23 protein-coding genes and 4 pseudogenes are annotated in these 25,257 nt (G+C 42.6%); 18 read left to right on the forward strand and 9 right to left on the reverse strand.

Going from position 1 to position 25,257, the window contains the following annotated elements:
• Both ACFE90_RS17595 and ACFE90_RS17600 read right to left on the reverse strand, forming a co-directional pair.
• Positions 1-326 (reverse strand): annotated as a pseudogene (locus tag ACFE90_RS17595) (NTPase); the annotation flags it as partial.
• Between the two features lie 8 nt (positions 327-334).
• Positions 335-478 (reverse strand): hypothetical protein, encoded by a 144-nt coding sequence (locus ACFE90_RS17600; protein WP_375502703.1) that lies wholly within the window; start codon positions 476-478, stop codon positions 335-337.
• Positions 479-1,192: 714 nt separating this feature from the next.
• On the opposite strand from ACFE90_RS17600, the gene ACFE90_RS17605 reads away from it, so the two are divergent.
• The gene (locus ACFE90_RS17605) at positions 1,193-2,797 is read left to right on the forward strand and encodes a PQQ-dependent sugar dehydrogenase (RefSeq protein ID WP_375502705.1); all 1,605 of its coding nucleotides are present in this window, start codon (positions 1,193-1,195) and stop codon (positions 2,795-2,797) included.
• A 389-nt stretch (positions 2,798-3,186) separates the two neighbouring features.
• Here ACFE90_RS17605 and ACFE90_RS17610 read toward each other — a convergent pair whose 3' ends face one another.
• Positions 3,187-4,131 carry an NAD(P)-dependent alcohol dehydrogenase gene (locus tag ACFE90_RS17610; protein ID WP_375502707.1) on the reverse strand — a complete coding sequence of 315 codons (945 nt, stop codon included), beginning with the start codon at positions 4,129-4,131 and terminating at the stop codon, positions 3,187-3,189.
• Between the two features lie 161 nt (positions 4,132-4,292).
• Here ACFE90_RS17610 and ACFE90_RS17615 point away from each other — a divergent pair, with 161 nt between their 5' ends.
• Positions 4,293-4,493 (forward strand): element excision factor XisI family protein, encoded by a 201-nt coding sequence (locus tag ACFE90_RS17615; protein WP_375502709.1) that lies wholly within the window; start codon positions 4,293-4,295, stop codon positions 4,491-4,493.
• The gene (locus tag ACFE90_RS17620; RefSeq protein ID WP_375502741.1) at positions 4,486-4,560 is read left to right on the forward strand and encodes a hypothetical protein; all 75 of its coding nucleotides are present in this window, start codon (positions 4,486-4,488) and stop codon (positions 4,558-4,560) included. The genes ACFE90_RS17615 and ACFE90_RS17620 overlap by 8 nt, the downstream gene beginning before the upstream one ends.
• A 61-nt stretch (positions 4,561-4,621) precedes the next feature.
• Here ACFE90_RS17620 and ACFE90_RS17625 read toward each other — a convergent pair.
• Positions 4,622-4,807 (reverse strand): annotated as a pseudogene (locus ACFE90_RS17625) (Uma2 family endonuclease); the annotation flags it as partial.
• Positions 4,808-5,802: 995 nt separating this feature from the next.
• Here ACFE90_RS17625 and nifB point away from each other — a divergent pair.
• The 8 genes and pseudogenes from nifB (at position 5,803) to ACFE90_RS17665 (ending at position 14,452) form a co-directional block, all read left to right on the forward strand.
• A complete protein-coding gene (nifB, locus tag ACFE90_RS17630; protein WP_375502743.1) occupies positions 5,803-7,254 on the forward strand; it encodes a nitrogenase cofactor biosynthesis protein NifB in 1,452 nt (483 codons plus the stop codon).
• Positions 7,255-7,402: 148 nt separating this feature from the next.
• Positions 7,403-7,759: a 4Fe-4S binding protein gene (locus ACFE90_RS17635; RefSeq protein WP_375502711.1), complete on the forward strand. Its 357-nt coding sequence runs from the start codon at positions 7,403-7,405 to the stop codon at positions 7,757-7,759.
• A gap of 34 nt (positions 7,760-7,793) precedes the next feature.
• Positions 7,794-8,999: a cysteine desulfurase NifS gene (gene nifS, locus ACFE90_RS17640; RefSeq protein WP_375502713.1), complete on the forward strand. Its 1,206-nt coding sequence runs from the start codon at positions 7,794-7,796 to the stop codon at positions 8,997-8,999.
• A 162-nt stretch (positions 9,000-9,161) separates the two neighbouring features.
• Entirely contained in the window at positions 9,162-10,061 is a 900-nt protein-coding gene (gene nifU, locus ACFE90_RS17645; RefSeq protein ID WP_375502715.1) for a Fe-S cluster assembly protein NifU, read from the forward strand.
• Between the two features lie 223 nt (positions 10,062-10,284).
• Positions 10,285-10,641 (forward strand): group 1 truncated hemoglobin, encoded by a 357-nt coding sequence (locus ACFE90_RS17650; protein ID WP_375502717.1) that lies wholly within the window; start codon positions 10,285-10,287, stop codon positions 10,639-10,641.
• Positions 10,642-10,981: 340 nt separating this feature from the next.
• The gene (gene nifH / locus ACFE90_RS17655) at positions 10,982-11,875 is read left to right on the forward strand and encodes a nitrogenase iron protein (protein ID WP_375502719.1); all 894 of its coding nucleotides are present in this window, start codon (positions 10,982-10,984) and stop codon (positions 11,873-11,875) included.
• A gap of 157 nt (positions 11,876-12,032) precedes the next feature.
• Positions 12,033-12,971 (forward strand): annotated as a pseudogene (locus ACFE90_RS17660) (nitrogenase component 1); the annotation flags it as partial.
• A gap of 74 nt (positions 12,972-13,045) precedes the next feature.
• Positions 13,046-14,452 (forward strand): site-specific integrase, encoded by a 1,407-nt coding sequence (locus ACFE90_RS17665; RefSeq protein ID WP_375502721.1) that lies wholly within the window; start codon positions 13,046-13,048, stop codon positions 14,450-14,452.
• 407 nt (positions 14,453-14,859) lie between these two features.
• Here the strand turns inward: ACFE90_RS17665 and ACFE90_RS17670 are convergent, their stop codons facing one another.
• Together ACFE90_RS17670 and ACFE90_RS17675 are read right to left on the reverse strand one after the other, a co-directional pair.
• On the reverse strand, positions 14,860-15,261 hold the full coding sequence (locus tag ACFE90_RS17670; protein WP_375502723.1) for a hypothetical protein: 402 nt from the start codon (positions 15,259-15,261) through the stop codon (positions 14,860-14,862).
• 158 nt (positions 15,262-15,419) lie between these two features.
• The gene (locus tag ACFE90_RS17675; RefSeq protein ID WP_375502725.1) at positions 15,420-15,692 is read right to left on the reverse strand and encodes a hypothetical protein; all 273 of its coding nucleotides are present in this window, start codon (positions 15,690-15,692) and stop codon (positions 15,420-15,422) included.
• A gap of 294 nt (positions 15,693-15,986) precedes the next feature.
• Here ACFE90_RS17675 and ACFE90_RS17680 point away from each other — a divergent pair, with 294 nt between their 5' ends.
• From ACFE90_RS17680 to ACFE90_RS17690, 3 genes are all read left to right on the forward strand, one after another.
• Positions 15,987-16,277: a hypothetical protein gene (locus tag ACFE90_RS17680; protein ID WP_375502727.1), complete on the forward strand. Its 291-nt coding sequence runs from the start codon at positions 15,987-15,989 to the stop codon at positions 16,275-16,277.
• A gap of 570 nt (positions 16,278-16,847) precedes the next feature.
• Positions 16,848-17,252 (forward strand): KilA-N domain-containing protein, encoded by a 405-nt coding sequence (locus tag ACFE90_RS17685; protein WP_375502729.1) that lies wholly within the window; start codon positions 16,848-16,850, stop codon positions 17,250-17,252.
• Between the two features lie 110 nt (positions 17,253-17,362).
• Complete coding sequence (locus ACFE90_RS17690) at positions 17,363-18,106, forward strand: KilA-N domain-containing protein (protein WP_375502731.1); 744 nt, start codon at positions 17,363-17,365, stop codon at positions 18,104-18,106.
• Between the two features lie 564 nt (positions 18,107-18,670).
• Here ACFE90_RS17690 and ACFE90_RS17695 read toward each other — a convergent pair.
• Positions 18,671-18,871 (reverse strand): hypothetical protein, encoded by a 201-nt coding sequence (locus ACFE90_RS17695; protein ID WP_375502733.1) that lies wholly within the window; start codon positions 18,869-18,871, stop codon positions 18,671-18,673.
• 348 nt (positions 18,872-19,219) lie between these two features.
• On the opposite strand from ACFE90_RS17695, the pseudogene ACFE90_RS17700 reads away from it, so the two are divergent.
• Positions 19,220-19,777 (forward strand): annotated as a pseudogene (locus tag ACFE90_RS17700) (nitrogenase component 1); the annotation flags it as partial.
• 328 nt (positions 19,778-20,105) lie between these two features.
• Here the strand turns inward: ACFE90_RS17700 and ACFE90_RS17705 are convergent.
• Positions 20,106-20,579 carry a M15 family metallopeptidase gene (locus ACFE90_RS17705; RefSeq protein WP_375502745.1) on the reverse strand — a complete coding sequence of 158 codons (474 nt, stop codon included), beginning with the start codon at positions 20,577-20,579 and terminating at the stop codon, positions 20,106-20,108.
• A gap of 501 nt (positions 20,580-21,080) precedes the next feature.
• Complete coding sequence (locus tag ACFE90_RS17710) at positions 21,081-21,659, reverse strand: hypothetical protein (RefSeq protein WP_375502747.1); 579 nt, start codon at positions 21,657-21,659, stop codon at positions 21,081-21,083.
• A gap of 398 nt (positions 21,660-22,057) precedes the next feature.
• Here ACFE90_RS17710 and ACFE90_RS17715 point away from each other — a divergent pair, with 398 nt between their 5' ends.
• The 3 genes from ACFE90_RS17715 to ACFE90_RS17725 all read left to right on the forward strand — a co-directional run bounded on the left by ACFE90_RS17715 (position 22,058) and on the right by ACFE90_RS17725 (position 25,140).
• A complete protein-coding gene (locus ACFE90_RS17715) occupies positions 22,058-22,708 on the forward strand; it encodes a TraX family protein (protein WP_375502735.1) in 651 nt (216 codons plus the stop codon).
• Between the two features lie 739 nt (positions 22,709-23,447).
• Positions 23,448-24,407: an orange carotenoid protein N-terminal domain-containing protein gene (locus ACFE90_RS17720; RefSeq protein WP_375502737.1), complete on the forward strand. Its 960-nt coding sequence runs from the start codon at positions 23,448-23,450 to the stop codon at positions 24,405-24,407.
• Between the two features lie 607 nt (positions 24,408-25,014).
• Positions 25,015-25,140, forward strand: a complete 126-nt coding sequence (locus tag ACFE90_RS17725; RefSeq protein ID WP_375502739.1) for a hypothetical protein — start codon at positions 25,015-25,017, stop codon at positions 25,138-25,140.
• The last annotated feature ends 117 nt before the right edge of the window (positions 25,141-25,257 follow it).

Genomic DNA, 25,257 nt, shown 5'->3' on the forward strand with positions numbered 1-25,257 from the left:
TGGGTAGCGTGTTGTTTAAGCCAAGTTTTGGTATCGAGAGATTCTTGCCAGGTCGTTGCAATTGCTGTGACTGCTTGAGTGCGAATTTCCTTAATTAGCTTAGTTTCTTCTCCATATTGCTGGGGGTCGTAATAGTACCAGAGGTCATATTTAGTTAAGTCTTTGAGCGTGTCAAGTAATTTATTAGCCGTTGACGCGATCGCCGAGCGATTCTCCACCTCTACAAGACACTTAGCCGCTAAAAAAAGATTGAAAAACTTTTCCCCTTCGCCATCTTGTGCCATTAAATAATCAAGAATCTCCCCAACAAACTTTGGTTCAATCATTCCTGCAATTAGCAGCAAGACTTCATGCCAACTTTCATCTTGCCAGTGTTTGCCCAATCTTTAGCAGCATCTTTGGCTAAGTCTTCCAAAATGGGTTTAAAAATCAACCCGGCGGCCTGAGTTACACCCCAAATAGCTAACCAGTCCAGCATAATACTCGCTTCTGTTGAGAGTTTGACTACGAGTATATCCACTAGCTTGAATAATGTTTACAGATTTCAGGGTGATTGCAGAAATATCACAGGGATCTCAAGAACCTCTCTTCTATTTCTCTCTCCTTTTAGGAGAGAAACTTTGAACTTTCCCCCTTCCCGCATCAGGAAGGGGGTTAGGGGGTTAGGTTTCGTATTGGTTTTTTAGATCAATTGCTAACCGTGATGTCTACGACGGGCTGCCCCAACGCAATTTCCCCACTGCACGCTCACTTTTGCTACACCATGAACCGCCGCCAGTTATCCCAAGGATATGTGCCATCAATCACCCCAGTAATTTTACTAGATTCAACTCATTCTTTGAAAAAAACCAGGTCTTCAGCGTTGGTTTTTTCAAACACAAATTTGGCTTTGTGACCTAGAAGGAATGCTGTTAAGACACTCTACAATGGTTTTAGGCGTAGATCGTGTGGTGATAATTCCGTTAAGTGTGAGGAATTTTTTGGTTTGAAAGAGCGATCGCTCTGCCTTTGTTTGTAACTCTCGGTTCACCCATTTTTTGATGAGTTAAGAAAAATAAGAGTACATAAAGATATTTTAAGTATTTTAAAAAACTAGTACCCCTGAGTTAACTTTGTGCAAACTCCAGGTAAAATCGGCTAGCTGAGAGTTACGTGTAACATAAATCACTAAAAAGCTAGAGGGAAGTTTAAGATGGTTGCATTTGCTTTAAAACCAACACAGATACTTGGAGGCCTACTAGCCACATCGCTACTGAGTCTGATGTCCTTTGAGGTTCTTACCACCGCCGCGTTGGGCAACCCGCCCCCTGCGTCTGTTGAAACTAAGGTTAAAGTGCCTAGTACAATGACCTCTTGGCCCTTTAATACTAACCGTTCCTTAAAAGTGCCGCCCAATTTCTCCGCCTCTGTTTATGCTCGCATTAACAAAGCTCGCTTTATGGCAGTTGCTCCCAATGGGGATCTTCTAGTATCACAGCCGAGTACAGGTAAAGTGTTAATTGTCCGGGAAAATGGCAGCAAAGACCCAATTATTTCTGACTTCGTGACGGGTCTACGCAGACCACACGACATTGTGTTTCATCAGATTGACAACACCACATACGTTTATATCTCTGAGACTCATCAAATTAACCGCTTTATCTACAACTCTGGAGATAGAATCGCCAAAAATCGCCAAATCGTTGTAACTGGCTTACCAGACAGCAGCACATCGGAACTCAAAGGCTCTTATGGTCACGAGCTAAAAAATATCGCACTTGATGCCAATCACAAACTGTACGTGTCAATTGCCTCTACGTGCAATGCTTGCAAGGAAGATACTGTTAGTACCCCAAAGCGTGCTGCAATTTACCAATACAACGCTAATGGAACCAATCAGCGACTTTTTGCCCAAGGTTTACGTAATGCCGAAGGATTAGCATTCTTACCTGGCACAAATGACCTTTGGGTAATTGTTAATAATCGAGATAACATCGCCTATCCCTTCAACGATAGTAGTGGCAATTACGGTAAGGTTATCCTTTCTTACGTAGACAACCACCCGCCAGAAGAGCTTACGAAAGTCCGAGATGGCGGTAACTACGGTTGGCCATTCTGCAACCCCAATCCTGACACATCAACTGGCTTCAACAATATGCCATTTGACCGCGACTATCAGTTCAATGCTAATGGAAGTGTTAACTGCAATGCAATGGACAGGATTAGCAAGGGTATTCAAGCCCATTCGGCTCCCTTGGGACTAACATTTTTACAAAATACTAAGTTCCCCAGCCTGTACTCAAGTGGGGTAGTGGCGGGGCTACATGGTTCATGGAATCGGCAGAAGAAAACGGGCTACAAAATAGCTTACTTTCCCTGGAACAGTACGACAAAGACTCTAGGAGAGGAGATAGATTTAGTCAACGGTTGGCTAGTTCCAACAACGGAAGAAGTCTGGGGCCGACCGGTGGATATGGCAGTCGATCTGCAAGGTAATTTGTTAATTTCGGATGACTACAGTGGTACTATCTACAAGCTCTCTTACACGCCGCCAGGAGAAGTTAAGGTCTACAGAGATCCTAATTTGACTGGAGTTTCCCAGTCTTTTCCTACAAGTCCAGGAGTATACGAAGCGGTCAAAGGGGACTTAAATGTTGTAGGGAATGATGCTATTAGCTCATTAAGTGTACCACCGGGTACAGTGGTACGTGTCTGCCAAAATGAAACTGGTGGTCGATGCCGTGAGTTTAGTGCTGGTGATTATAAATCTATTGGAGCTGACTTCGATAACATAATATCCTTTATACAAGTCAAGTAGTACCACTCACCAAATTTTAGATTTTAAATTTTGGATTTTGGATTGAATAGCCTTAAATCCAAAATTTAAAAAAGTCCCAGAGCAAGCGAATTCAAACGCGAGAACAATTTTATTATCCAAAATCAAAAATTGAGTCACCTGTGCTGCTTTTGGCTTATTGTCCTCCAATCAACTAGAAACGGGAGCAACGCGAAAAAGTGAGATCATCGTGAAATGAGCTTTCTTGAGCAGGGGGAGTAGAGGGAGCAGAGGGAGAAAGATAAAGTTTTAGTAATTTTTACTACCTAAATAGCCCTGAATACACTTATTTCTTTCTCTCCCCCTGCCTCCCCTGCTTACCCATCTCACAAAATCGCATTGCTCCCACTAGAAACTAGAAACTGTGATGTCTAGACGAGCTGCGTCAACGCAATTTTTCCCACTGCACGCCCAGTTTCGCTATAAGCATGAGCCGCCGCTAGTTCTTGTAAGGGATATGTGCGATCAATCACCACACGAATGTTACCCGCTTCAATCAATTCTTTGAGAAAAAGCAAGTCTTTAGCGTTAGGTTTCTCAAAGAGAAATTTCGCTTTTTGACCGGGAAGGAACGCTGTTAAGACGCTCTCTAACAAGACTTCAGGGCTGGGTAATGTGGTGATATAAATTCCGTTGGGTTTGAGGACTCTTTTGGTTTGTGAGAGCGATCGCTTACCCACTGCATCAAAGATAATGTCATACTGCGCTGTATCTTCGGCAAAATCTTGCTGCGTATAATCAATTACGCGCTCTGCTCCCAAAGATTTTACCAAATCCAAATTTTTGGTACTGCTAACTCCCGTCACCTGTGCGCCTAAAGCCTTAACAATTTGCACTGCAAAAGTCCCTACACCGCCCGCAGCACCATTAATTAAGACATTTTGTCCTTTTTGAATATTTCCTTGATCTCGCAGGGCTTGCAAAGCCGTGAGCGCTGCTAAAGGCACAGCAGCAGCTTCTTCATAAGATAGATTCGTTGGTTTAAGCACCGCCAAGTTTTCTGGGATGGCTGCAAACTCCGCGTAACCTCCTCCAGGGAAGCTAGTACTACCATAAATAGCATCTCCTGGTTTAAAGCGCGTAACTTGAGAGCCAACCTCTACGACTTCTCCGGCCACATCAAACCCCAGAATCTTCGGAAATTTACTGCCGCTAATCAAGCTCAATATCCCCTGACGAATTTTCCAATCAATGGGATTAACGCTACTAGCACGAACTTTCACAAGTAACTGCGTTGGCTCAATTTTCGGCTGCTCCACCTCTTCATACTGCAACACTTCAGCCGCACCATACCGACGGATAACCACTGCTTTCATCGCATTCCTCCTGCTACCCTGTTTTCGTGAATGAACTTAGACAGCTTATGACTACAGTGTAGCGAGGACGGGCTACGCCGAAGCATGGGATTTAAGGAAGAACTAGTACAGGACGTGAATATGCTTCGCTACCCTATTCCTATGCGGATATTCAATCAGAAGTGGTGTTTGATCGAACCCGCGTTGGTGCAGCCTCTCCGAAGGAGACTCGCTATTTATGGATGGATATAGGTTGGGATAGCGAACGCCGCATTCACGGCTGTCTGGTTCATATTGACCTAATTGATGGTAAACTCTGGATTCTAACGGGATGGCACGGAAGAAGGCATTGCCGCCGATTTAGAACGGGCTGGAATTCCTAAAGAACACATCGTCTTTGGCTTTCGTCCACCGGAGTTAAGACCCTACACTGGCTATGCAGTTGCTTAAGGTGCGTAGGCGCAGCCCGTCGTAGACATCGCTCCTTAAAAGTTAACACGGAACATTCTCTTTATTCTTCAGTGGTAAATACAACACCTTCATACAGCAATTCAATCGGACACTCAAATTCAATGCTCGATAGAGTGACTATATCTCCAGCCGTGTAGGGATAGTAAAGCCACATCCTACCCTCACCCCGACAGTAACGCTCAACGGAGATTTGTTCCGAGTCAATCAAGATATACTCTTGCAAACTTTTCGTTAAGGTTTGTAGTGAGCAATTCAGAAAAATCATTGCGATCGCTCAATCATGTTAGATTATAGTTTGTTGTTTCTCTTAAACACAAAATCTGAGAGTTTCCTACCCATCTCCTCATTGTGGGAATGAAAAAAAGGGCAAAAAAGTTAATTTTTTTGAAAGTTATGTGCAGCAACACATTTATTTCCATTAGCTCATACGGCTTACCAGATAAGGTTTAAAGGCATAATTGAACATCATTTCCAAAGAAAAATTAAAAGAATATGAAGTGCATTTTTACCCTTAAAAAAATGATATGTTAGATACAGAATTGAATTTCGCACGTTTCTGGAGTAAAACAATATAGATTACTCCAGTTTTTCACCTTCAAAGCCTTGGCATTTATTGCTTTTGACGCAAATTGAGGGCAATCTGAGTACACATTTAAATAACCAAAACCCAGTTGTAAGTAGATTAAATTCTTTGCTGGGATTGGGTTGTAGCTGAGTACAAAGAAATCCTGAACCCCTATCTGTAAACACTAGAACCCCAACCAAAAAATACTAGAACCCTTACCCGAAAAAAACTTTTTTAATTCTTGTAATGCTTGAAGAATTAGGGTTTTTAATATTTGAGTACAAACGTAATAAATCCAATAAATTCTATCCTAGAGAGACGCACTGTTTGGCTAGGAGACGGCTGCTATAAATCTTATATCGCCAATCACCTAACGCTCTGAAACAAAACAAAGCGAAAAGTGAGTGGAGGGATGACATAGCACCATGCCTGAAGTGAAGTCGCGGCTGTAAGCACAAATTCTACCCAAGAACCAAACGTTGACACACACCAGCCGAACATCAGATATCTATCGCCTGCCTTACTTGAAAACAAGTCGCCCGAACCCAAGGGTTTGCAGGCAGTGTGGAAAGCGCGACTTCAATTCCTGGGCATAGAGAGTGGCAACAGCATCTCCCACAGTGGCAGCCAAGTCCACCGACCTTTTGCGAAACTCAATGACATCACCGTCTACACGACTCCTCAACTCCAACGCTACGGAATCGCCAACCCAAGCAAAATCAGGTGGTTGCGGCTGCGACAGCAACACCAGCGCCACCGTGGAAAGGGACGAAAAGCTCCAAGAACGCATTGCTAAACATCCCTGCTACAGCGAAGACGCTCATCACCACTATGCGCGGATGCACGTTGCAGTTGCTCCAGCCTGCAACATTCAATGCAACTATTGCAACCGCAAATATGATTGCGCTAACGAAAGCCGTCCTGGAGTTGTTAGTGAATTGCTAACACCAGAACAAGCAGCACACAAAGCTTTGGTCATTGGTGGTAAGATTCCCCAAATGACAGTTGTGGGAATTGCCGGCCCTGGTGACCCACTGGCTAACCCAGATAAGACTTTCCGCACATTTGAGTTGATTGCAGAGCAAGCACCAGACATCAAGCTGTGCTTATCAACCAATGGTTTAATGCTGCCCGACTACATTGATCGCATTAAACAATTAAATATAGATCACGTTACGATCACCATTAACATGGTAGATCCAGAGATCGGTGCTAAGATTTATCCTTGGGTTCACTACAAACGCAAGCGTTACAGAGGTCTTGAAGGCGCGAAAATTCTTCACGAAAGACAGATGGAAGGATTGCAAGCCTTAAAAGATGCTGACATCTTGTGCAAAGTCAACTCTGTAATGATTCCCGGAATTAATGACCAGCACCTAGTTGAAGTGAATCGAGTCATTCGGGAAAAAGGTGCATTCTTGCACAACATCATGCCATTGATTTCTGCACCAGAACATGGCACACACTTCGGTTTAATCGGTCAACGCGGTCCCACACCCAAAGAACTCAAAGAAGTTCAAGACAATTGCTCTGGTAACATGAAAATGATGCGTCACTGTCGCCAGTGCCGCGCCGATGCAGTCGGATTATTGGGAGAAGACCGCAGCCAGGAATTTTCCAAAGAGAAATTCTTGGAAATGACTCCAGAATACGACATGGACAAACGTCAAGAAGTTCACGACGGTATTGAGAAGTTTAAAGAAGAACTTAAAGTAGCCAAAGACAAGGCGCTTGCCGGCAAGAAATTTGCCAACAGTCCGAAAGTCCTAGTTGCAGTAGCAACCAAAGGCGGCGGATTGGTTAATCAACACTTCGGTCATGCGAAAGAATTCCAAATTTACGAAGTGGGTGGGGACGAAGTTCGCTTTGTCAGCCATCGCAAAATTGACCAATACTGCCAAGGTGGATACGGCGAAGAAGCTTCTTTTGAGCATATTATGAAAGCGATCGCAGATTGCAAAGCAGTTTTAACCTCCAAGATTGGTAACAGTCCTCAAGAAAAATTGCAAAAAGCTGGAATACAGACTGTTGAAGCTTACGACGTAATTGAAAAGGTTGCTTTGGAGTTTTACGAGCAATACGTTAAGGAATTAGAGAATAGGGAATAGGGAGTAGGGAATAGGGAGTAGGGAGTAGGGAATTTCAATATTCACCACTCCCCACTCACCACTTACCACTCACCACGGGCTAAACCTTAGCTATCCGCTAACACCACTCACCACTCCCCACTCCCCGCGCCCAAAAGGAGAATAAATCATGGCTTACAAAATCCTTACTAGCCAGTGTATTTCCTGCAATCTCTGTCTATCTGTATGTCCCACAAATGCAGTTAAAGTGGTTGACGGACAGCACTGGATTGACTCTGAACTTTGTACAAACTGTATTGGTAGCATTCATACCGTGCCTCAGTGTAAAGCTGGTTGTCCCACCTGTGACGGTTGCGTTAAGCAGCCTAGCGATTATTGGGAAGGCTGGTTTACCAATTACAATCACGTAGTTGCTAAATTAACAAATAAACAAGATTACTGGGAACGTTGGTTTAAAAGCTATTCCCAGAAATACTCTGAGCAGTTGCAAAAGCGTCAATCCCAAACAATGGGTTCTGAAGCTTAATTAAATAATTCCTAATTTGTAATTGAAGACAACAATGCAAAATAACTGCATCTATCTTGATAATAATGCTACCACTAAGGTAGACCCAGAAGTTATAGAGGTAATGCTACCTTACCTCACAGATTATTACGGCAATCCCTCCAGTATGCATACCTTTGGTGGGCAAGTCGGTAAAGCAGTGAGAACAGCAAGAGAACAACTTGCAGCCATCCTGGGAGCCGATGAGTCAGAAATTGTCTACACAAGTTGCGGTACTGAGGGAGATAACGCCGCCATTCGATCTGCACTATTGGCGCAACCAGAAAAGCGACATATTGTCACCACCCAAGTTGAACACCCAGCAGTACTCAATGTCTGCAAACAATTAGAAACCCAAGGTTATAGTGTTACCTATCTATCAGTAAATCATCAAGGGCAGCTGGATCTAGATGAACTAGAAGCTTCCTTGACGGGTAACACCGCCCTGGTGACAATTATGTATGCTAATAACGAAACCGGCACGGTTTTCCCGATTGAGCAAATTGGGTTGCGCGTAAAAGAATATGGTGCTATCTTCCATGTAGATGCGGTGCAAGCAGTGGGAAAAATCCCCTTGAATATGAAGACTAGCACCGTGGATATGTTAACCCTGTCTGGTCACAAGCTGCACGGGCCTAAAGGAATTGGTGCTTTATATATCCGGCGCGGAGTTCGGTTCCGTCCCTTATTGCTTGGGGGACACCAAGAACGCGGACGTAGAGCGGGAACAGAGAATGTTCCGGGAATTATTGCCTTGGGCAAAGCTGCGGAGCTAGAACTGTTACACTTAGAAGAAGCGACCACAAGAGAAAGAAGGCTGCGCGATCGCCTCGAACAAACTTTACTCGCTACAATTCCCGATTGTGTCGTTAACGGTGACGTTACGCAGAGACTGCCCAACACCACAAATATCGGCTTCAAGTATATTGAAGGTGAAGCTATCTTACTATCCTTGAATAAATACGGTATCTGTGCATCATCTGGTTCTGCTTGCACCTCCGGTTCACTGGAACCTTCCCATGTCCTTCGGGCAATGGGCCTACCTTACACAACTTTGCACGGTTCCATTCGCTTCAGTCTTTGTCGCTACACCACAGAAGCAGAAATCGATCGAGTAATAGAGGTAATGCCCAGTATTGTGGAACGTTTACGCGCCCTCTCACCCTTCAAAAATGATGACGCGGGTTGGCTGCAAGAACAGTCATTAGTCATTAGTCATTAGTCATTGGTCATTAGTCATTAGTCATTAGTTATTGGTCATTGGTCATTAGTTTTGGAAAAGTGACAAGTGACAAAGGACAAATGACAAAGGACAAAGGACAAATGACAAAAGACAAAGGACATGTGACAAAGGACAAATGACAAAGGACAAAGGACAAAAGTTATGTGGGACTACACTGATAAAGTATTAGAACTGTTTTACGATCCCAAAAATCAGGGAGCAATCGAAGAAACCAGCGAACCTGGAGTTAAGGTTGCAACGGGAGAAATCGGTAGCATTGCTTGCGGTGATGCTCTAAGATTGCACCTGAAAGTGGAAGTAGAATCTGATAAGATTCTAGATGCTCGTTTTCAAACCTTTGGTTGTACTAGTGCGATCGCATCTTCTAGTGCATTAACCGAAATGATCAAAGGTTTAACCCTAGATGAAGCCTTGAAAGTGTCCAACAAAGACATTGCAGATTACCTTGGTGGTTTACCAGAAGCAAAGATGCATTGCTCTGTCATGGGACAAGAAGCGCTAGAAGCCGCTATCTATAATTATCGTGGCATACCTCTAGCTAACCATGATGATGACGATGAAGGCGCGTTAGTTTGCAGTTGCTTTGGCATCAGCGAGTCTAAAATTCGTCGCGTGATTCTAGAAAATCATCTCACGGATGCCGAGCAAGTAACAAATTATGTAAAAGCTGGTGGCGGATGCGGTTCCTGTCTGGCGAATATTGATGATATTATTAGATCAGTTCAACAGGAATACGCCTCACCTGCTCTCAACAATTACGGCGTACAAGTTGCCACAGAAATTGTTACTTCAAAGCAACGATCGCTAACAAATGTGCAAAAGATTGCTCTAATTCAAAAGGTTCTCGATGAAGAAGTCAGACCCGTACTCATTGCAGACGGGGGAGATGTAGAACTCTATGATGTAGAAGGCGATCACGTTAAAGTTGTACTGCAAGGTGCTTGCGGTTCCTGTTCTAGTAGTACAGCAACTCTGAAAATTGCGATCGAAGCCAGATTACAAGATCGTGTCAGCAAGAGCCTTGTAGTCGAAGCAGTTTAGGAATTGCTGTAGGACTTAACGTACTCTACAAATACGCCCTAATATGCATTCAGCCAGGAACAGAAAGTAGGATTTGAATCATATAATTGTCTCCACATCAATGCTTCAATCCTACCGACAACCGATAGCTAAATTAGCTATGACGGCTAACAGCATATAGGCAAAGAGATTAAGTGCCTAAAAAGCAAATTTCATCATCCAACTCGCTTCAAAGGAACAGGATATGAGCACATTGTACGACAAACTTGGCGGACAACCAGCTATTGAACAAATAGTAGATGAACTCCACAAACGCATTGCCACAGACAGCATCCTCAACCCATTTTTTGCTGGTACAGATATGGCGAAGCAACGTAATCATCTAGTTGCTTTCTTATCTGAAATTTTTGAGGGGCCAAAGCAATACGGCGGTCGTCCAATGGACAAAACACACGCTGGAATGAATTTACAGCAACAACACTTCGATGAGATCGCCAAGCTCCTGGGTGAATCAATGGCTGTGCGTGGAGAGTCGCCAGAAGACACCAACGCTGCACTAGAACGTGTCACAAATTTCAAGGGCGCTATTTTGAACAAGTAATAGGACTTATGCATTGATTGTTGACAAATAACAACATCAAGCCCTATTGAATCTTGCAAGCTGAAACACATTATGACGTATTTGTAAATCGCGTAATTTTCTTTGTTCTTTGTCAAAACAATGACAAAGAACAAAGGACAAAAAGAAAAGAAATTTAACTAGGAAATATATGTACTTGCTTTCAATCATTTTAGCTGTGGAGCGATCGCCCCCAGCAGGCATTTATGCCAACGCTACCAACGATGCTCTACACGCGCTCACTACTGTCGCTCAACTGGCGTGAACGCAACTGACAAACGCGCATACCCACCAACCAACCAATTGCAGGGAAATACGAACCATGACAGACGAAAACATTAGACAGATAGCTTTCTATGGTAAGGGCGGTATCGGTAAATCTACCACTTCCCAAAACACCTTAGCAGCTATGGCAGAAATGGGTCAACGCATCCTCATCGTCGGTTGCGACCCTAAAGCTGACTCCACCCGTTTGATGCTGCACAGCAAGGCTCAAACAACCGTTCTTCACCTCGCCGCAGAACGTGGCGCAGTAGAAGATATCGAACTCGAAGAAGTGATGCTGACTGGTTTCCGCAACGTTCGTTGCGTAGAATCTGGTGGTCCAGAACCCGGAGTAGGTTGTGCAGGTCGTGGTATCATCACCGCCATCAACTTCTTAGAAGAAAACGGTGCTTACCAAGACTTAGACTTCGTATCTTACGACGTATTAGGTGACGTTGTGTGTGGTGGTTTCGCAATGCCTATCCGCGAAGGTAAGGCACAAGAAATCTACATCGTGACATCAGGTGAAATGATGGCGATGTACGCTGCTAACAACATTGCTCGTGGTGTTCTTAAGTATGCTCACACTGGTGGCGTGCGTTTGGGTGGTCTGATTTGTAACAGCCGTAAAACTGACCGGGAACACGAATTGATCGAAACCTTGGCAAAACGGTTGAACACCCAAATGATTCACTTTGTACCCCGTGACAACATCGTTCAACACGCAGAATTACGCCGCATGACTGTTAACGAGTACGCACCCGATAGCAACCAAGCTAACGAATATCGGACATTGGCTACAAAGATCATCGACAACAAAAATTTGGCTATTCCTACACCTATTGAAATGGAAGAACTAGAAGACTTGTTGATTGAATTCGGTATTCTCGAAAGCGAGGAAAATGCTGCAATGTTGGTTGGTAAGACTGCTGCTGAAGCTCCTGTAGTATAAATCGCTGCTAAGAAATAATGCTTTAGCACAAGGAAAAAGGATAAAAGGAAGAATCTCATATTTGACCTTTTACCTTTCCCTCTAATCTCCCCCCTAATCTTACAGGGGACTCCTAGTCCCCCTATGCCCCGATCCTTACGAATCACAGAGGCTAAGTATGACACCTCCAGAAAATCAAAACATCATTCAAGAAAGAAAAGAACTAATTAAAGAAGTTCTCAGTGCTTATCCTGAAAAAGCCGCTAAGAAGCGGGAAAAACACTTAAACGTATACGAAGAAGGTAAGTCCGATTGCGGCGTTAAGTCTAACATCAAATCCCTGCCTGGGGTAATGACCGCTCGTGGTTGTGCTTACGCCGGTTCTAAGGGTGTGGTTTGGGGTCCTATTAAGGATATGATCCACATTAGCCACGGACCTGTAGGTTGCGGTTACTGGTCTTGGTCTGGTCGTCGTAACTACTACATCGGCACCACAGGTATTGATACCTTTGGTACCATGCACTTCACCTCCGACTTCCAAGAACGAGATATCGTCTTTGGTGGTGACAAAAAACTCGTCAAGCTGATCGAAGAACTTGATGTACTTTTCCCCCTCAACCGTGGTGTTTCCATTCAATCTGAATGTCCCATCGGTCTAATTGGGGATGACATCGAAGCTGTTGCTCGCAAGACATCGAAAACAATTGGTAAGCCAGTTGTACCTGTGCGTTGCGAAGGCTTCCGGGGTGTTTCCCAATCTTTGGGACACCACATTGCTAACGACATGGTTCGTGACTGGGTATTCACCAGATCAGACCAAGCTAAGAAAGATGGTACACTTCAGTTTGAAGGTACTCCTTATGATGTAGCCATCATTGGTGACTACAACATCGGTGGTGATGCTTGGGCTAGCCGCATCCTGTTAGAAGAACTCGGCTTGCGCGTAGTCGCTCAGTGGTCAGGTGATGGCACCATCAACGAAATGTTGATGACCCCCAATGTGAAGATGAACCTCATCCACTGCTACCGGTCGATGAACTACATCAGCCGTCACATGGAAGAAGCTTACGGTATACCCTGTACGAAGTATGATTTAATGTTTCGTGATACCAAGATTTAGTCCACGTCTAACTTTGCTTAATTTAAACATTGTTCTAAATGGACTAAATTTTAAGACACATTTAAGACACAATGAAAAGCAAGGCACAGGACGTTTTTGAGGATTTCACTCCGCCAGCATCTACCGATGGCAGCTATCTAGGAATACAAAAACAAATGAAAGCTACTCGGCAGCATCTGGAACGCAAATTTGAGAAGGGCTTGGCAGACACTAAAGCTCGGCTGAAAGCCGCCAAGGTGAAAGTGGGCTTGGTCGTGGCACGGGAAACTATTCAGATGCAAGCATCCCTACCCATCAAACCAGGCGAACGCGACACAAAAGGACTTGGTTTTAAGCAGTACAAAATTTCGCTAAATATCCCTGCAAGCTTGGACGGGTTAAAAACAGCAGAGGAAGAGGCAAATGAACTAGGCAAGCTGATGGCCCGTAAACAGTTTGAATGGACTGATAAATATCTGGGTAAAACAGCTAGGGTCAGCAACAAACATCAAACTCTTGGTGAGGTTTTAGAAGAGTTTGAAACTGAATATTTCAAAACACACAAATTAACAGAAAAAAGTAAACACACCTTTTTCTATTACAAGGATTATTTACGGCGGTTGATTGGGGTAGACACTTTATTGACTCAATCAGAGATTGACAAAAAACTTGCAGAGTTGACGAAAGATTTTGCCAGATACAGTGCTGTTAAATCGTTGAAAGTTTTAAAATCAACTCTTAATTTAACTAGCTTCACTCTCGAACATTTCAAAGCCACACAACCCAAAAGTCAGGCTAGGGATATCCCCAGCGATCAGGATATCATCAAATGTCATGAATCTTTTCATCGGTATTCATTGACTAGAAGCTTGACAATTAAAAAGAATTGTTTAGACAGTTGGAAGATGTGGGAATGGGTATATGGGATGCTTGCTACTTATGGACTACGCCCCAGAGAACTGTTTGTAAATCCTGAAATTGATTGGTGGTTGAGTCCTGAAAATAAAGATAATACATGGAAAGTTCACCCAGATACTAAGACTGGTTACAGAGAAGCCTTACCGCTACATCCTGAATGGGTTTACTTGTTTGATTTAAAAAACGTAGAGTGTCTGGAACTGTTAAAAGCTCAAACTGCTAACAGAACTAGTTTTACAGATATCAACACTATTCGGGTTAATTGTTCATCATGGTTTAGACGCGTAAATATTCCGTTTACACCCTATGATTTGCGCCATGCTTGGGCGATTCGAGCGCATATTATGGGCATTCCAATTAAAGCTGCTGCTGATAATTTAGGGCATTCTGTTGAGATTCATACTGAGATTTATCAGAAGTGGTTCAGCTTGGAGAACCGGAAGAAGGTAATTAAACAGGCGGTAGATAAAAAAGATGGCATTGATGCGTTAATTGAAGAAAATGCACGATTAAGGGCTGAGGTGGAATATCTCAGGCAAGCTCTGGCACGGCATCAAATTAGCGAGGCGCTGTCTACTTAGTTCGCCATAGAATGCGGTTTATTAACAGAGGTGCATCTCTATCTATTTAGTCTTGAAACTGTTAAATTAGCGTTACTACCTTTTTAAGCAATGTATTAGAAAAAATGCCTATTTTTTAGTAATTTCTGTTAAAAATGGTACTAAAAATTTTGTCTACAGTTGCTAAAAACGTTATCCAGAGCGGTTTTTAGCCGTCTACAGCCCAAAATTTAACGCGGTTTTTCTGTAGACGCTGTAGACAGATTGTCTACAGATGACAGGTGAGGTAGTGAGTAACTTGTGTGCCACATATCTAGCTCATGGGTGGCACACGTGAGCTAGACGTGTGCCACCTATGGGCTACTTAAGTCAACTGTAGACAAGGTGTAGGCGCACTGTAGACGCACACGTGAGCTACTTAAGTCAGGTTATAGAGAGCCGATTGACCCACGCGTTAGCTCTTTAATAAAGGCTTCAATCGCCTTTCCTGCCGTTGATTGCTTGCCAACTTTTAGCTTGTTGAGTGTGCGATCGCAGGTTGCCTCATAGTCTGGTTGCACAGATAAACCTGCTGTCTGTAGCTGTTGCCTATCCGTCAAAGTGTCGTTCTCTCGCTTAACGTCAGCTAATTCCTTCGCTAGTTTTTCAAGTATCTGCTCTAACTCCTTCTCTTCCTTGCGGCAAATTTTGAGACTAGTTTCTAGGTTCATGACCTTCCCTTGCAATTGGTCGATGGTTTCACTGTTCGCTTTAAGGTTCTCCAGCAAAGTGACGTTGGTTTGGTTAGCGTCAGCCAATTCTTTCTCTAATTTTTCCTCTACTACCTCCATGTAATCCTCTAGGTTGTCTCTCTCTTTTTGGCAGGACTGAAGTCTATATTTTAGGTTCGTAATTTCATTTTCTAGATAGTCTAGATGGCTGAAGGGTTCGCTATCAGCTACAGTTGAATCTTCATTGCTTAATTGCCCGGTAGCGCTATTCTCCTCTGCTACCGGGCCTTCAATTTTCCCCGCAGTTCCTCCAGTTGCGCCTCTAGTTGCGATCGCACTTCAGTTAGCCCAATCTCTAACCGCTTGTCTATCAATTCTTCTATACTGTCTACGTTTGTAGACAGCATTGCAGACAAAGGATTGTTTCTTTTGACGAAATCAATAAAAAGCCTTTGAGCTGTTTGGTTGAGAGTTTCACTGTCTAACTGTGAGGACTCCACAAATTGAACAATTTCATCTGGCAAACGGAATGAAAACGATTTACTAGCCATAGATAACAAGTACACTGCATACATCTGTCTACAAGAATAACCTATCCGCATACATATTGCCTACAGATTGTTGACAGTTGAGTTATTGCTTTGTATACTAGTTGTATGCAAACCGTGGGCAGAGATATACAGGTAGCGAGTAAATCGTAGCGTCGTGTCGCTCCAAGTCACTACCCACATGGGATGGATAAATGAAGTCAGCGCTTGAATGCGCCCCAGAAAGAGAGTTGACACCTCTCCCCCTGGCACGACTTCCCCCTTACAAGTTGTGAGCCTACTAAGGAGGCAATAAGAATGATAGCGTCAGACGCGCCCACATTGGGCATTTTTCAGCAAGCGTCAAAGTTTTGGCGTTTGCGAGTGAGTAAAGAATTCAGCAAGCCCGAATATTACATTGGTCAAACCGTGCTGCACAAGACAAAAGTGAAGCAGGGTGAAATCTTGTACCCCGTAACAGTCCTGGGACTCTCCTGGACTGGCATGGACTGGCAGTACAACGTCTCGTTGCCAGAAGACCACCCTTGGTTTGAGGTAGATGACAATGAGCGGGAATGGGTTGATGACCAGGAGCTAGAGCCGATGTAATTAATAAAAATGCCTTGGCATGGGTGATCGTCATCGAGGTGATCACAAGGGATCGTGATCACCTGTGATCACCTATGGATCACCTTGGCGGATCACCTTCCTTCATAATTTACAACGCTTACAGAGCAATCATCCTGGGAATTGTGAAGAGAAGGTGATCCGATGAACATCGTTTTGGCGCGGTTTTTTTCAATTTCCAATTCTGTTTTTTTTTGCAGTTTTAGGCATACTTAGATGATCACCTTGCTTAACATTTGCGAAGAACTATTGCCCTGCATGGCTTGTAGAGCTTTACAGAGGTGATCATAAGAAGGTGATCCTAAGGTGATCATAAGGTGATCCATTGTTTTGATACACACCTTCAGCTTGAGCGCTTGATGGCTCCTGGCAAGCATTTGAATTGCTTTACAAAGGTGATCCACTGAGGCAAGTTGACACCCTGCTCTCCAGGGTGTCAAATCTCCAGGGTGTCAAATCCTGAAGTTGACACCGTGAAAAAGTTGTCAGTCAAATTGAAAAAGAAATCTGAAGCCTTACAAACAAACATTTTCAGAGCAACGAAGAATTTATATGTCACCAAGAGAGCAGTTCAACAAATTGGTACAAGACGCACTACGAGACGGCGGCTACATCAACGCTACCGAATGGTGCAAACATTTTGGCTATGACTTGAGCAACTGGAAGCGATTGCCAGAAACAAAAGCTAGACTAAAGTCCTTGAAGACTACAGAGTTAAATGTTGAACCCTGGATTGTTGAGCGCGTAGGTAAAACTTGGGTAACTTGGGTTCACCCAATCATGGCAGTTCACCTAGCCAGCTACCTTGATCCAGCCTTCGCCAACTATGTAGCCGAGATTATTGTCAGGTGCGATGCGGCTGACCCAACTCTCGCCTCTGATATTGCCTCACGCCAAAACACAGTAGAAGGGCTGGATATCATCAACGAGGCAGTTCAAAGGCAATGGCCGGTGTAATTAATAAAAATAATTTCCGCCGTGCAGTATTAGTGTCTGTGGACTAAAAAAAAAACAACCCCTGTTTAAGCCGGAGTTGTTTAACATTTTCAAAACAATGAGAAATTTATATGTCACAAATAGAACAGTTTAGCGATTTTGTGCGAGATGCACAACGAGATGATGAATACATCAATGCTACCAAGTGGTGTAAGCATTTTGGGTCTCGACTTGATAACTGGAAGCAGTTGCCAGAAACCAAAGCTAAATTAGAGTATTTGAAAACTACACAGTCAAATGTTGAACCCTGGATTGTTGAGCGCGTAGGTAAAACTTGGGTAACTTGGGTTCACCCAATCATGGCAGTTCACCTAGCCAGCTACCTTGATCCAGCCTTTGCCAGCTATGTAGCTGAGGCTTTTATCAGGTATGTCAAGGCTGACCCAACCCTCGCTGCTGATATCGCCTCACGCCAAAACACAATAGAAGGGCTGGATATTATCAACGAGGCAGTCCAGAAGCAATACAGCTTCATTCTTGGGCGCGATTGGAACCTTTTCATAAATCCAATCGCGTTTGATCACTTCAGAATTGAGTGTGGAGAGGAGTATTCTGAGTCGAATTTAGTGTCTCTTTTAAACAACAAGTTTGGATTGCCTTGCAAAAGGCTTGCTTTGTGTGTTCCACTCTATCAAAATACCTATGATTTGTTGGAAGACTTTTTGAAAGAGAAGCACCCTCATATTTACCAGAGCGCGTATGAACAAAGAAGCTTAGATAATATGTTGTCAGAGAAAGATATCGCTTTATTTAGCTATTTCATTCTAGAAATTAATGATTGGGTAAGAGAAAAAGGCGGCGCTTATAACTTTTGAGGTAGTGCCCGTGAACTATAAAAACGGACCCTGCTCAACGACCGGGAGAGTTAGCGATCACTCACCAAAAACAACGACAATTTCAAACCACGCTAAAACTTAAAGGAAATATAATATATCTCCGAAAAACAAACCACGCTAATATTTTTTCGGCAAGTATACTTCTCCGTGGTTTAATTCTTCGCAATATCAATGTTTTTGCTCCCGTTTAAATAAAGCGTGGAATGTCGGCTGTTTTCACCCATCACGCAGTTCGTGCAAAAAGCTAACTTGTCCGCTTCAGCATTTATCACACATGAGAGCCGCTCGTTTTCCAATCAATTTTTCCGAGAAAGTGAAGTTTGATTTTATACTCTATTCTCACTGGTCTAACACTTTCAGAAAACATTTCAAGCTTTCCGAAACCCTATAGGGTTTCCGGGTTATTGAACACATCGAACATAGAAGACAGGATTTACTTGCAAATTAGATGTATTAACAAGCACAGGCTTCTGATTATTGTTCCATGAATTAGCGTCTGCATGGTGAAATAATCCGCTTCTCAATAGGGTTTTTACCGCGCACTCATGCCGTTTTAAAGCGAGAGTGCAGCAGCGAGTTACTGCGTTGCATCCTCACGCAGACTGTACAGCAGTTCTCCCCAGCATCAAACTTTTGCAACGGTAGAGCGTGAGTAGCCCGAATCTTACGACCGCACAAAGTCAACCAAGTTTGCGATCGCGAATCTTCACTATCCATCAAGTGCAACCTATTATTTAGGCTCATCGGCCTTCCCAGTACTTCCATGCCAATACACTCGTGTTTTAAACAAGTGTATAAAGTTTGACAGATAACCTGCAAGCAGTTGCAAAAATTTGCCGGACTACATTATGTTATCCGGTTGCGAACTTTGACTTATGCAGCACTGTTGCATCTTTATTCGAGGGTTAAGGCTCGATTCCTAATTCTGTTGGGTATGCGTCCAAAACTTCACACCCCTTAAGCCACAATTTGCAAATCAAATTACCATTTCACTAGAGTTTTGGATGTTTAAATCGCAAGTTTTAAGACAAGAATAAGCTACAAAAGACGCAGATTTGTAAAACTATTGCTGTATATGGGTTATAGGCTTCAGCCTACCGTATACCCTGGTTGGAATACAACTTCTTCGGCCCCACCAAGATTGCTGAATCTTTACGGGAAATCGCTTCCAAGTTTGACGAGACAATCCAAGCAAACGCTGAGAAGGTAATCGCCAAGTATCAGCCTACAATGGATGTGATTCTTGACAAGTATCGCCCCCGCTTGGAAGGTAAGACCGTTGCCATCATGGTTGGTGGTCTGCGTCCTCGCCACGTTGTCCCAGCTTTCCAAGACTTGGGCATGAAGATGATTGGTACAGGTTATGAGTTCGCTCATAATGACGACTACAAACGTACTGCTGGCTACATCGAAAACGGCACCATCGTTTATGACGACGTTACCGCTTACGAATTCGAGGAATTTATCAAAGCGCTGAAGCCTGACCTAGTAGCTTCTGGTGTAAAAGAGAAGTACGTCTTCCAAAAGATGGGTCTACCTTTCCGTCAAATGCACTCTTGGGATTACTCCGAACCTAGCCATCGCTCCTCAACATCATATAATGCAAGGTTTTTTAGCGGCGGGAGAATAAAGAGTCTATTTCTAGCCTAAATGCAACTTCCAGGGTTATCCGATAATAATCTTTTTTGATGCTTCAGATAGTATAACTCTTATGCAGTCTCGTTTTTAGATTTTGCTCAAAGAACAACTGTAAAATAAAAGACTATTTTTAATGACGATTTTTTAGATTAATATGGTGCGTAGGCGTAGCCTGTCGTAGACATCGGTTAGAACGTTAGTGCGATCGCCTGCCTTAACCATGCCCAGCGTAAGTCTTCATTCCGTGTGCAAGCGCTTGTTAAACTATGATTATTAAAAATTTAAGATCGTAAATCATCTGAACAAGATTAAGCATTTAGTTTTCTGGAAGTAACCGATCTTACTGAAATATGAAGCCGCATTCAATTGAACATTTTTCACCTTTAGGAAAGCCATCTGCTAGAGCTTGATTTAACCGTTTTTCAGTTTTAGAATCAAAAACTCCATTTTCCAGAAGTTTATCTTCTGGATTATTCAAATTCCAAAGCTGTTGGAAAGACTTGATTGGAAGCTTACTAATATCGGAAACTCCTGATCTAAAAAAATCAAAGTGATCTGAATCAAATGCTCCAAACCATTTCCACCCTTCAGACTCTAAATAAGGCTGCCAGCCTTTATAATCTTCTATATCAATTGCCAAGCCTGTCTGATGAGTACTTTTTCTAGGTATACTGGTCAGTGGTAGACCACATTGTCCTTGCTTAAAATATTTGTATCGTAAATATTGCGAAGTAATTGATCGATAGACTGAACTAATTATTAATTTTTTGCCGCGCTTTTTGATAGCTTTTTCTAGAGCTTTCTTGGCAGCAATTTGTAGACATCAGCAGCTTGTGAGCAAGTGACTAAATCATATTTAATCGTTATAGCGATCGCCCCAACTCGACAAGATTTAGAGATTGTGTGTGAGATGCACAAGAAGTAACCCGTCGTAGCAATCAACATGACAGAGATTGTGTATGAGATGCACAAGAAGCAAACCGTTGTAGCGATGTCTGCGACGGTCACTGAGCGCAGTCGAAGTGCGGGCTTCGCCTACGCCCTCACTCGACAATAAACTAGGCGATCGCATTAAATAACAATCCGGGTACTTTGCCCAAATCCCGATGATTGCGCGTTAATAAAATTAATTTACGAGATAGTGCGATCGCCTTTAGGGATTATCTGTCAGCTAAACCATGCGATCGCACTTTAAGGAAGCTGGTATCCAATCCTTTAAAATCAATAACCTCTGCTAGTGAGTAAACGGGCGCTAGCTTCACCAATGACACTGCTTGCACCCGTAATTAAAACGACTCAATCAAATTCTTGGGTTTTAGTCTGGGAAAGCTAAACCAGTCATGGGGTCACGAATATATAACCCTAATGTGAGACTACGAATCGCTTCATCCCAAACGGGTGTTAATTGTTCTGCTTGATCTGCCCAATAATCGAATGTAATCAAGCACTGAATATTCGACCCCAAAGCAATGCAAGTCCGCGAAAAAGCTTCCCGTGGTTCTTCCTGAGTGTCAATGAACTTCATCTCTGTCCAGACAATTTTGGCGGTTTGGCGCTTGACGGTAATAATTTCTCCCTTAGCAATGATGTTGCGGCTGTCGTTTTCCAGGACTTTCTTCAAGGTAGATTTTAGCGGAAACTGGCTCCAATCATTGGGTGGCAGAGGATTGAAAGATACTTCCAGACAGCAATCATCGTTGGGGGGTTTTTTATCGAGGAACTTGAAGGATTTTTCTTGTGGCTCAAACACCCAATCCTGGGGAACATTGAAGCGAACAGCCCCGCGATTCGCAACAAATATTTTATAGCCTGCTGGAGATTCCCAATGATGGTCAGGCTTTAGTTCAAGGGTTTCTTTAATCCACTGGAGATTGCTTTTTTTACGCTTTGCCATAGTGTTTTTGCCAATCTGCTGAAGAGGGCGACGCCGATAGCGTAGCGTTAGCGACGCAGGAGCGTCATAGCCCGTCGTAGACACCGCCTAATTTGGGTCGTAAACAATCATCAACTTTGTTAATGTTATCAAATTGCTAGTATTTAGTAGCGCTCTTGTATTACTCTTACCAAATAAAAATTAGAAATCTTGATTTTTATTCATCGGCTTTATGAATCTATGGGTAAGTTAGGGAGCCACAGTCAACCCAGCAAGCTAAGACTCTCCTTTAGCTTGGACTGGCGTTGAAAGTTTGGGCAACCCTCAAGAAGCGGAGGACTTTACTCAGGATATTTTTTTGAACCAGCAAGCGATCGTTAAGAACCTATTTGGCAATTTTGACGGTAAAACTCAACCTTATGATTAAATTTTCAGCTTTCAGCATTAAAATCTTAGCCGCAGTGTTCATGGTTATGGATCATGTGTGCTATTTGCTAATGCCAGATTTTTTGATATTACACTTTATTGGGCGATTGAGCTTTCCCCTCTTTGCATGGCTTCTGGCTAAAGGCGAAAAACACACCCAAAATGTGTACCGCTATGGAGGCAGGCTATTAATTACAGCAATTATATCTCAGCCAATCTATACTGTTGTTTTTCAAAAGTTCTCATTTAATATTCTCTTCACGCTTCTTCTTGGACTTGTGATGTTGCGCTTAGTAAAGCTTTGTCCGCAATTATGGCAGCAATTAATAATTATTGGATTGTGTGCAGCAGTTTCTGAGGTCTTAGGCTTTGAGTATGGCGGATATGGGATTGCAGTAATTTTATTGATGTCTTTAATAGACAAACTCAATCCCAGAGTATGGTTGCTCTACTGGTGCATCTTGCACTTGATTTTAGTAATTCTATCTATAAATTATATATTTCAAATTTGGGCAGTTTTTGCAGGATTGATTGTTTTTCAATTCAATGGTAGACAAGGTTCACGGGCTAGATGGTTTTATGTGTTCTACCCGGCTCATTTAATAATTTTAGGTGTAATCAATTATTTAATACAGTCCAGGTAGTATTGGCGATATACAAGCTTTTCTATACCTCAACAGAGGATTTACGGCTATTAGGATGGTAATGGTGATGTTCCGCTTGTGTTGGATATTTGGAATGTTTGAGATCATGATGCGTTACTACAACGCACCCTACTTGAGAGGTGCGGTCATACTTGAAGCTAAAATAATGAACTCATGTTATGCAAAAAGATTGAGCCAGAACTATCCCCTAACTAAAGGGCGATCGCAACAAATTTGTAACTTACATTTTACTAATAAATGAACCGAGGGTTTGCATTAGACAGACTTCACTTATTTAGCTCAACCTACGGCTAAACATAAATCTACTGCAATCCATACAGTAATTAAAAAAACTAATTTAAGCAATTACCAAATTCTATTTTTCTTGCCGAAAAAGTTCAAAGATTAGATATATTTATCTACAAAGATAGATGCTATATGGTTACATATCTTCCTTTAGAAGGATATAATTTTTTAAAAATTATTTTTCTTAGACCATAAATTGAAAATAAATAGTAGATATACATTTCATTCAATGATATTCATCAGATAAATCTTATAAATCTTAGTCTTTTGTTAATGTTTACCAGCTATGATGCCAGAGTAGTGAATAATAATTCGGATTTAAATATCTAGGGATAATTGTGTCATCCAGGAAAAATGCCATAGATTTATCCCTCAAACTGCAAAATGTAGCCGAAAGCAACTACTGAATAGGTAAATCTTTAAGGTAATAACCATGAGTTATACTATCGAATCCGCACGGAATATTTTTTCTAGCACTCAAGTGGCAGATGCTGTTCCAGCCACTACAGCAAAGTTTGCTGAACTCAGCATTGACGATCAGTTGGCATTTCTCTGGTATGCCTACGCTGAACTAGGTCGTACAATTACTCCAGCTGCTCCCGGAAAAGCAAATCTCCAATTAATGGAAGGTATATTCAACGACATTAAGCAGATGTCTCATGAAGAACAAACGCAATTAATGAGAGATTTAGCGAGTAATGCAGATACTTCTATCAGCCGTTCTTATGCATACTTTGGTGTCAACGCCAAGCTGGGATTCTGGTGGCAGTTAGGAGAGTGGATGAAACAGGGTATCGTCGCTCCTATGCCAGCAGGCTATCAAATGTCAACCCAAGTTAAAGCAGTGCTAGAAGCTGTTCAGAGAATCGATCAGAGTCAGCAAATTACTGTACTACGCAATACTGTAGTAAATATGGGGTTTGATCCGTCTCTGGCTGATAACAAACAGGCAGAAGTCATAAACTTTAAGTTCCCGCGTGCATCCCTAAGTCCCCAATTTACTATTGAGGGAGTTACAGAACCAACAGTGCTGAAATACATTGAAGCTATGAATGCAGATAACTTTGAAGCTGCTGTAGCTTTATTTGCTAACAATGGTGCGCTGCAACCACCGTTCCAAAAACCAATTGTTGGTCGAGAAGCGATCACTTCCTACCTACGAGATGAGGGACAAGGGTTAGTGATGAAGCCAACCAAAGGTGTTTCAGAAACTATAGAAGATGGTTATACCCAGCATAAAGTTACTGGTACAGTCGAAACTCCTTGGTTTGGAGGTAATGTTGGGATGAACATTGCTTGGCGATTTTTACTCGATCCTCAAGGTCAAATTTACTTCGTGGCTATTGACTTACTTGCTTCTCCCAAAGAACTGCTTAACCTAACTCGCAAGTAAAATTTCTTTGTCTTAATACAAAAGAAATTGCGCTTGTTGAAGATGATGTTTTAAAAGATTTTTTGCTCTCATAGTTAGCAAATCATTGCATATTAGTACATAGCTAAAACATTGGTTTGGCTTTGTATTTAGCCCAGGCAGAACTGCGAAATTATAACTTTCGGGGCTTTTAAAACATCTTCTAAGTGTCATGATAATCAAGAAATAAAATCTCAACGAAGAGGCTGGGAGAAGGGGGCTCTTCGCTAGGGGAAATGACCCCAACCGAGAGCCGTGGAGCAGAGCGGAACATGTTCTTACGTCCCCCACTTCTATTAAGTGGCTCAAGTGAGGGTGGGGTCGAATCCCTTTCTGTTCTATCCCCCTTGCTCCCTGCTCCCTGCTCCCTGCTCCCTGCTCCCCTGCTTCTTCATCAATCAATGCTCGGTTCTAGGTGAACCGAGTTTTATTTATTGGCTATGGTCTCCAAAGTTTTTGAGCTAATTCTTTTTTTCTAGTAGCTAACCTGATACCCAGCTGCATTTACAGAAGATTTCAACTTGGTGGAGTACATAAACTAAGCTTTAAAGCCAGACATAAAGCCTGTTTTACTTCTGAATTATGAATAATGACTCCTAAATTTTGCTCTAAGCGTCATGCTTTGCGATCGCACTACCATCACGATAATCATAACTGGTCATTACAGCCGAGAAATATGGATAAAGTCGAATTTAGTAAGCAAAATGGCATTTGACTTACTCAAAATGCCATTTGACTTACTCATTTCAGTGTTTTCCGCAAGTAAAATGAGCTTTCACTTTCTCAAACCCCAGTTTGCTTTCTCATTTTGGTGTTTTCCGCAAGCAAAAGC

Origin of the sequence: uncultured Nostoc sp. (assembly GCF_964245445.1) — a bacterium.
Taxonomy (GTDB): Bacteria; Cyanobacteriota; Cyanobacteriia; order Cyanobacteriales; family Nostocaceae; genus Nostoc.

Coding starts and splice junctions, on each gene's coding strand:
- ACFE90_RS17600 (WP_375502703.1), bottom strand. CDS start 478: ATGCTGGACTGGTTAGCTATTTGGGGTGTAACTCAGGCCGCCGGGTTG.
- ACFE90_RS17605 (WP_375502705.1), top strand. CDS start 1,193: ATGGTTGCATTTGCTTTAAAACCAACACAGATACTTGGAGGCCTACTA.
- ACFE90_RS17610 (WP_375502707.1), bottom strand. CDS start 4,131: ATGAAAGCAGTGGTTATCCGTCGGTATGGTGCGGCTGAAGTGTTGCAG.
- nifB (WP_375502743.1), top strand. CDS start 5,803: ATGACATCACCGTCTACACGACTCCTCAACTCCAACGCTACGGAATCG.
- ACFE90_RS17635 (WP_375502711.1), top strand. CDS start 7,403: ATGGCTTACAAAATCCTTACTAGCCAGTGTATTTCCTGCAATCTCTGT.
- nifS (WP_375502713.1), top strand. CDS start 7,794: ATGCAAAATAACTGCATCTATCTTGATAATAATGCTACCACTAAGGTA.
- nifU (WP_375502715.1), top strand. CDS start 9,162: ATGTGGGACTACACTGATAAAGTATTAGAACTGTTTTACGATCCCAAA.
- ACFE90_RS17650 (WP_375502717.1), top strand. CDS start 10,285: ATGAGCACATTGTACGACAAACTTGGCGGACAACCAGCTATTGAACAA.
- nifH (WP_375502719.1), top strand. CDS start 10,982: ATGACAGACGAAAACATTAGACAGATAGCTTTCTATGGTAAGGGCGGT.
- ACFE90_RS17665 (WP_375502721.1), top strand. CDS start 13,046: ATGAAAAGCAAGGCACAGGACGTTTTTGAGGATTTCACTCCGCCAGCA.
- ACFE90_RS17670 (WP_375502723.1), bottom strand. CDS start 15,261: ATGGAGGTAGTAGAGGAAAAATTAGAGAAAGAATTGGCTGACGCTAAC.
- ACFE90_RS17675 (WP_375502725.1), bottom strand. CDS start 15,692: ATGGCTAGTAAATCGTTTTCATTCCGTTTGCCAGATGAAATTGTTCAA.
- ACFE90_RS17680 (WP_375502727.1), top strand. CDS start 15,987: ATGATAGCGTCAGACGCGCCCACATTGGGCATTTTTCAGCAAGCGTCA.
- ACFE90_RS17685 (WP_375502729.1), top strand. CDS start 16,848: ATGTCACCAAGAGAGCAGTTCAACAAATTGGTACAAGACGCACTACGA.
- ACFE90_RS17690 (WP_375502731.1), top strand. CDS start 17,363: ATGTCACAAATAGAACAGTTTAGCGATTTTGTGCGAGATGCACAACGA.
- ACFE90_RS17695 (WP_375502733.1), bottom strand. CDS start 18,871: ATGAGCCTAAATAATAGGTTGCACTTGATGGATAGTGAAGATTCGCGA.
- ACFE90_RS17710 (WP_375502747.1), bottom strand. CDS start 21,659: ATGGCAAAGCGTAAAAAAAGCAATCTCCAGTGGATTAAAGAAACCCTT.
- ACFE90_RS17715 (WP_375502735.1), top strand. CDS start 22,058: ATGATTAAATTTTCAGCTTTCAGCATTAAAATCTTAGCCGCAGTGTTC.
- ACFE90_RS17720 (WP_375502737.1), top strand. CDS start 23,448: ATGAGTTATACTATCGAATCCGCACGGAATATTTTTTCTAGCACTCAA.
- ACFE90_RS17725 (WP_375502739.1), top strand. CDS start 25,015: ATGACTCCTAAATTTTGCTCTAAGCGTCATGCTTTGCGATCGCACTAC.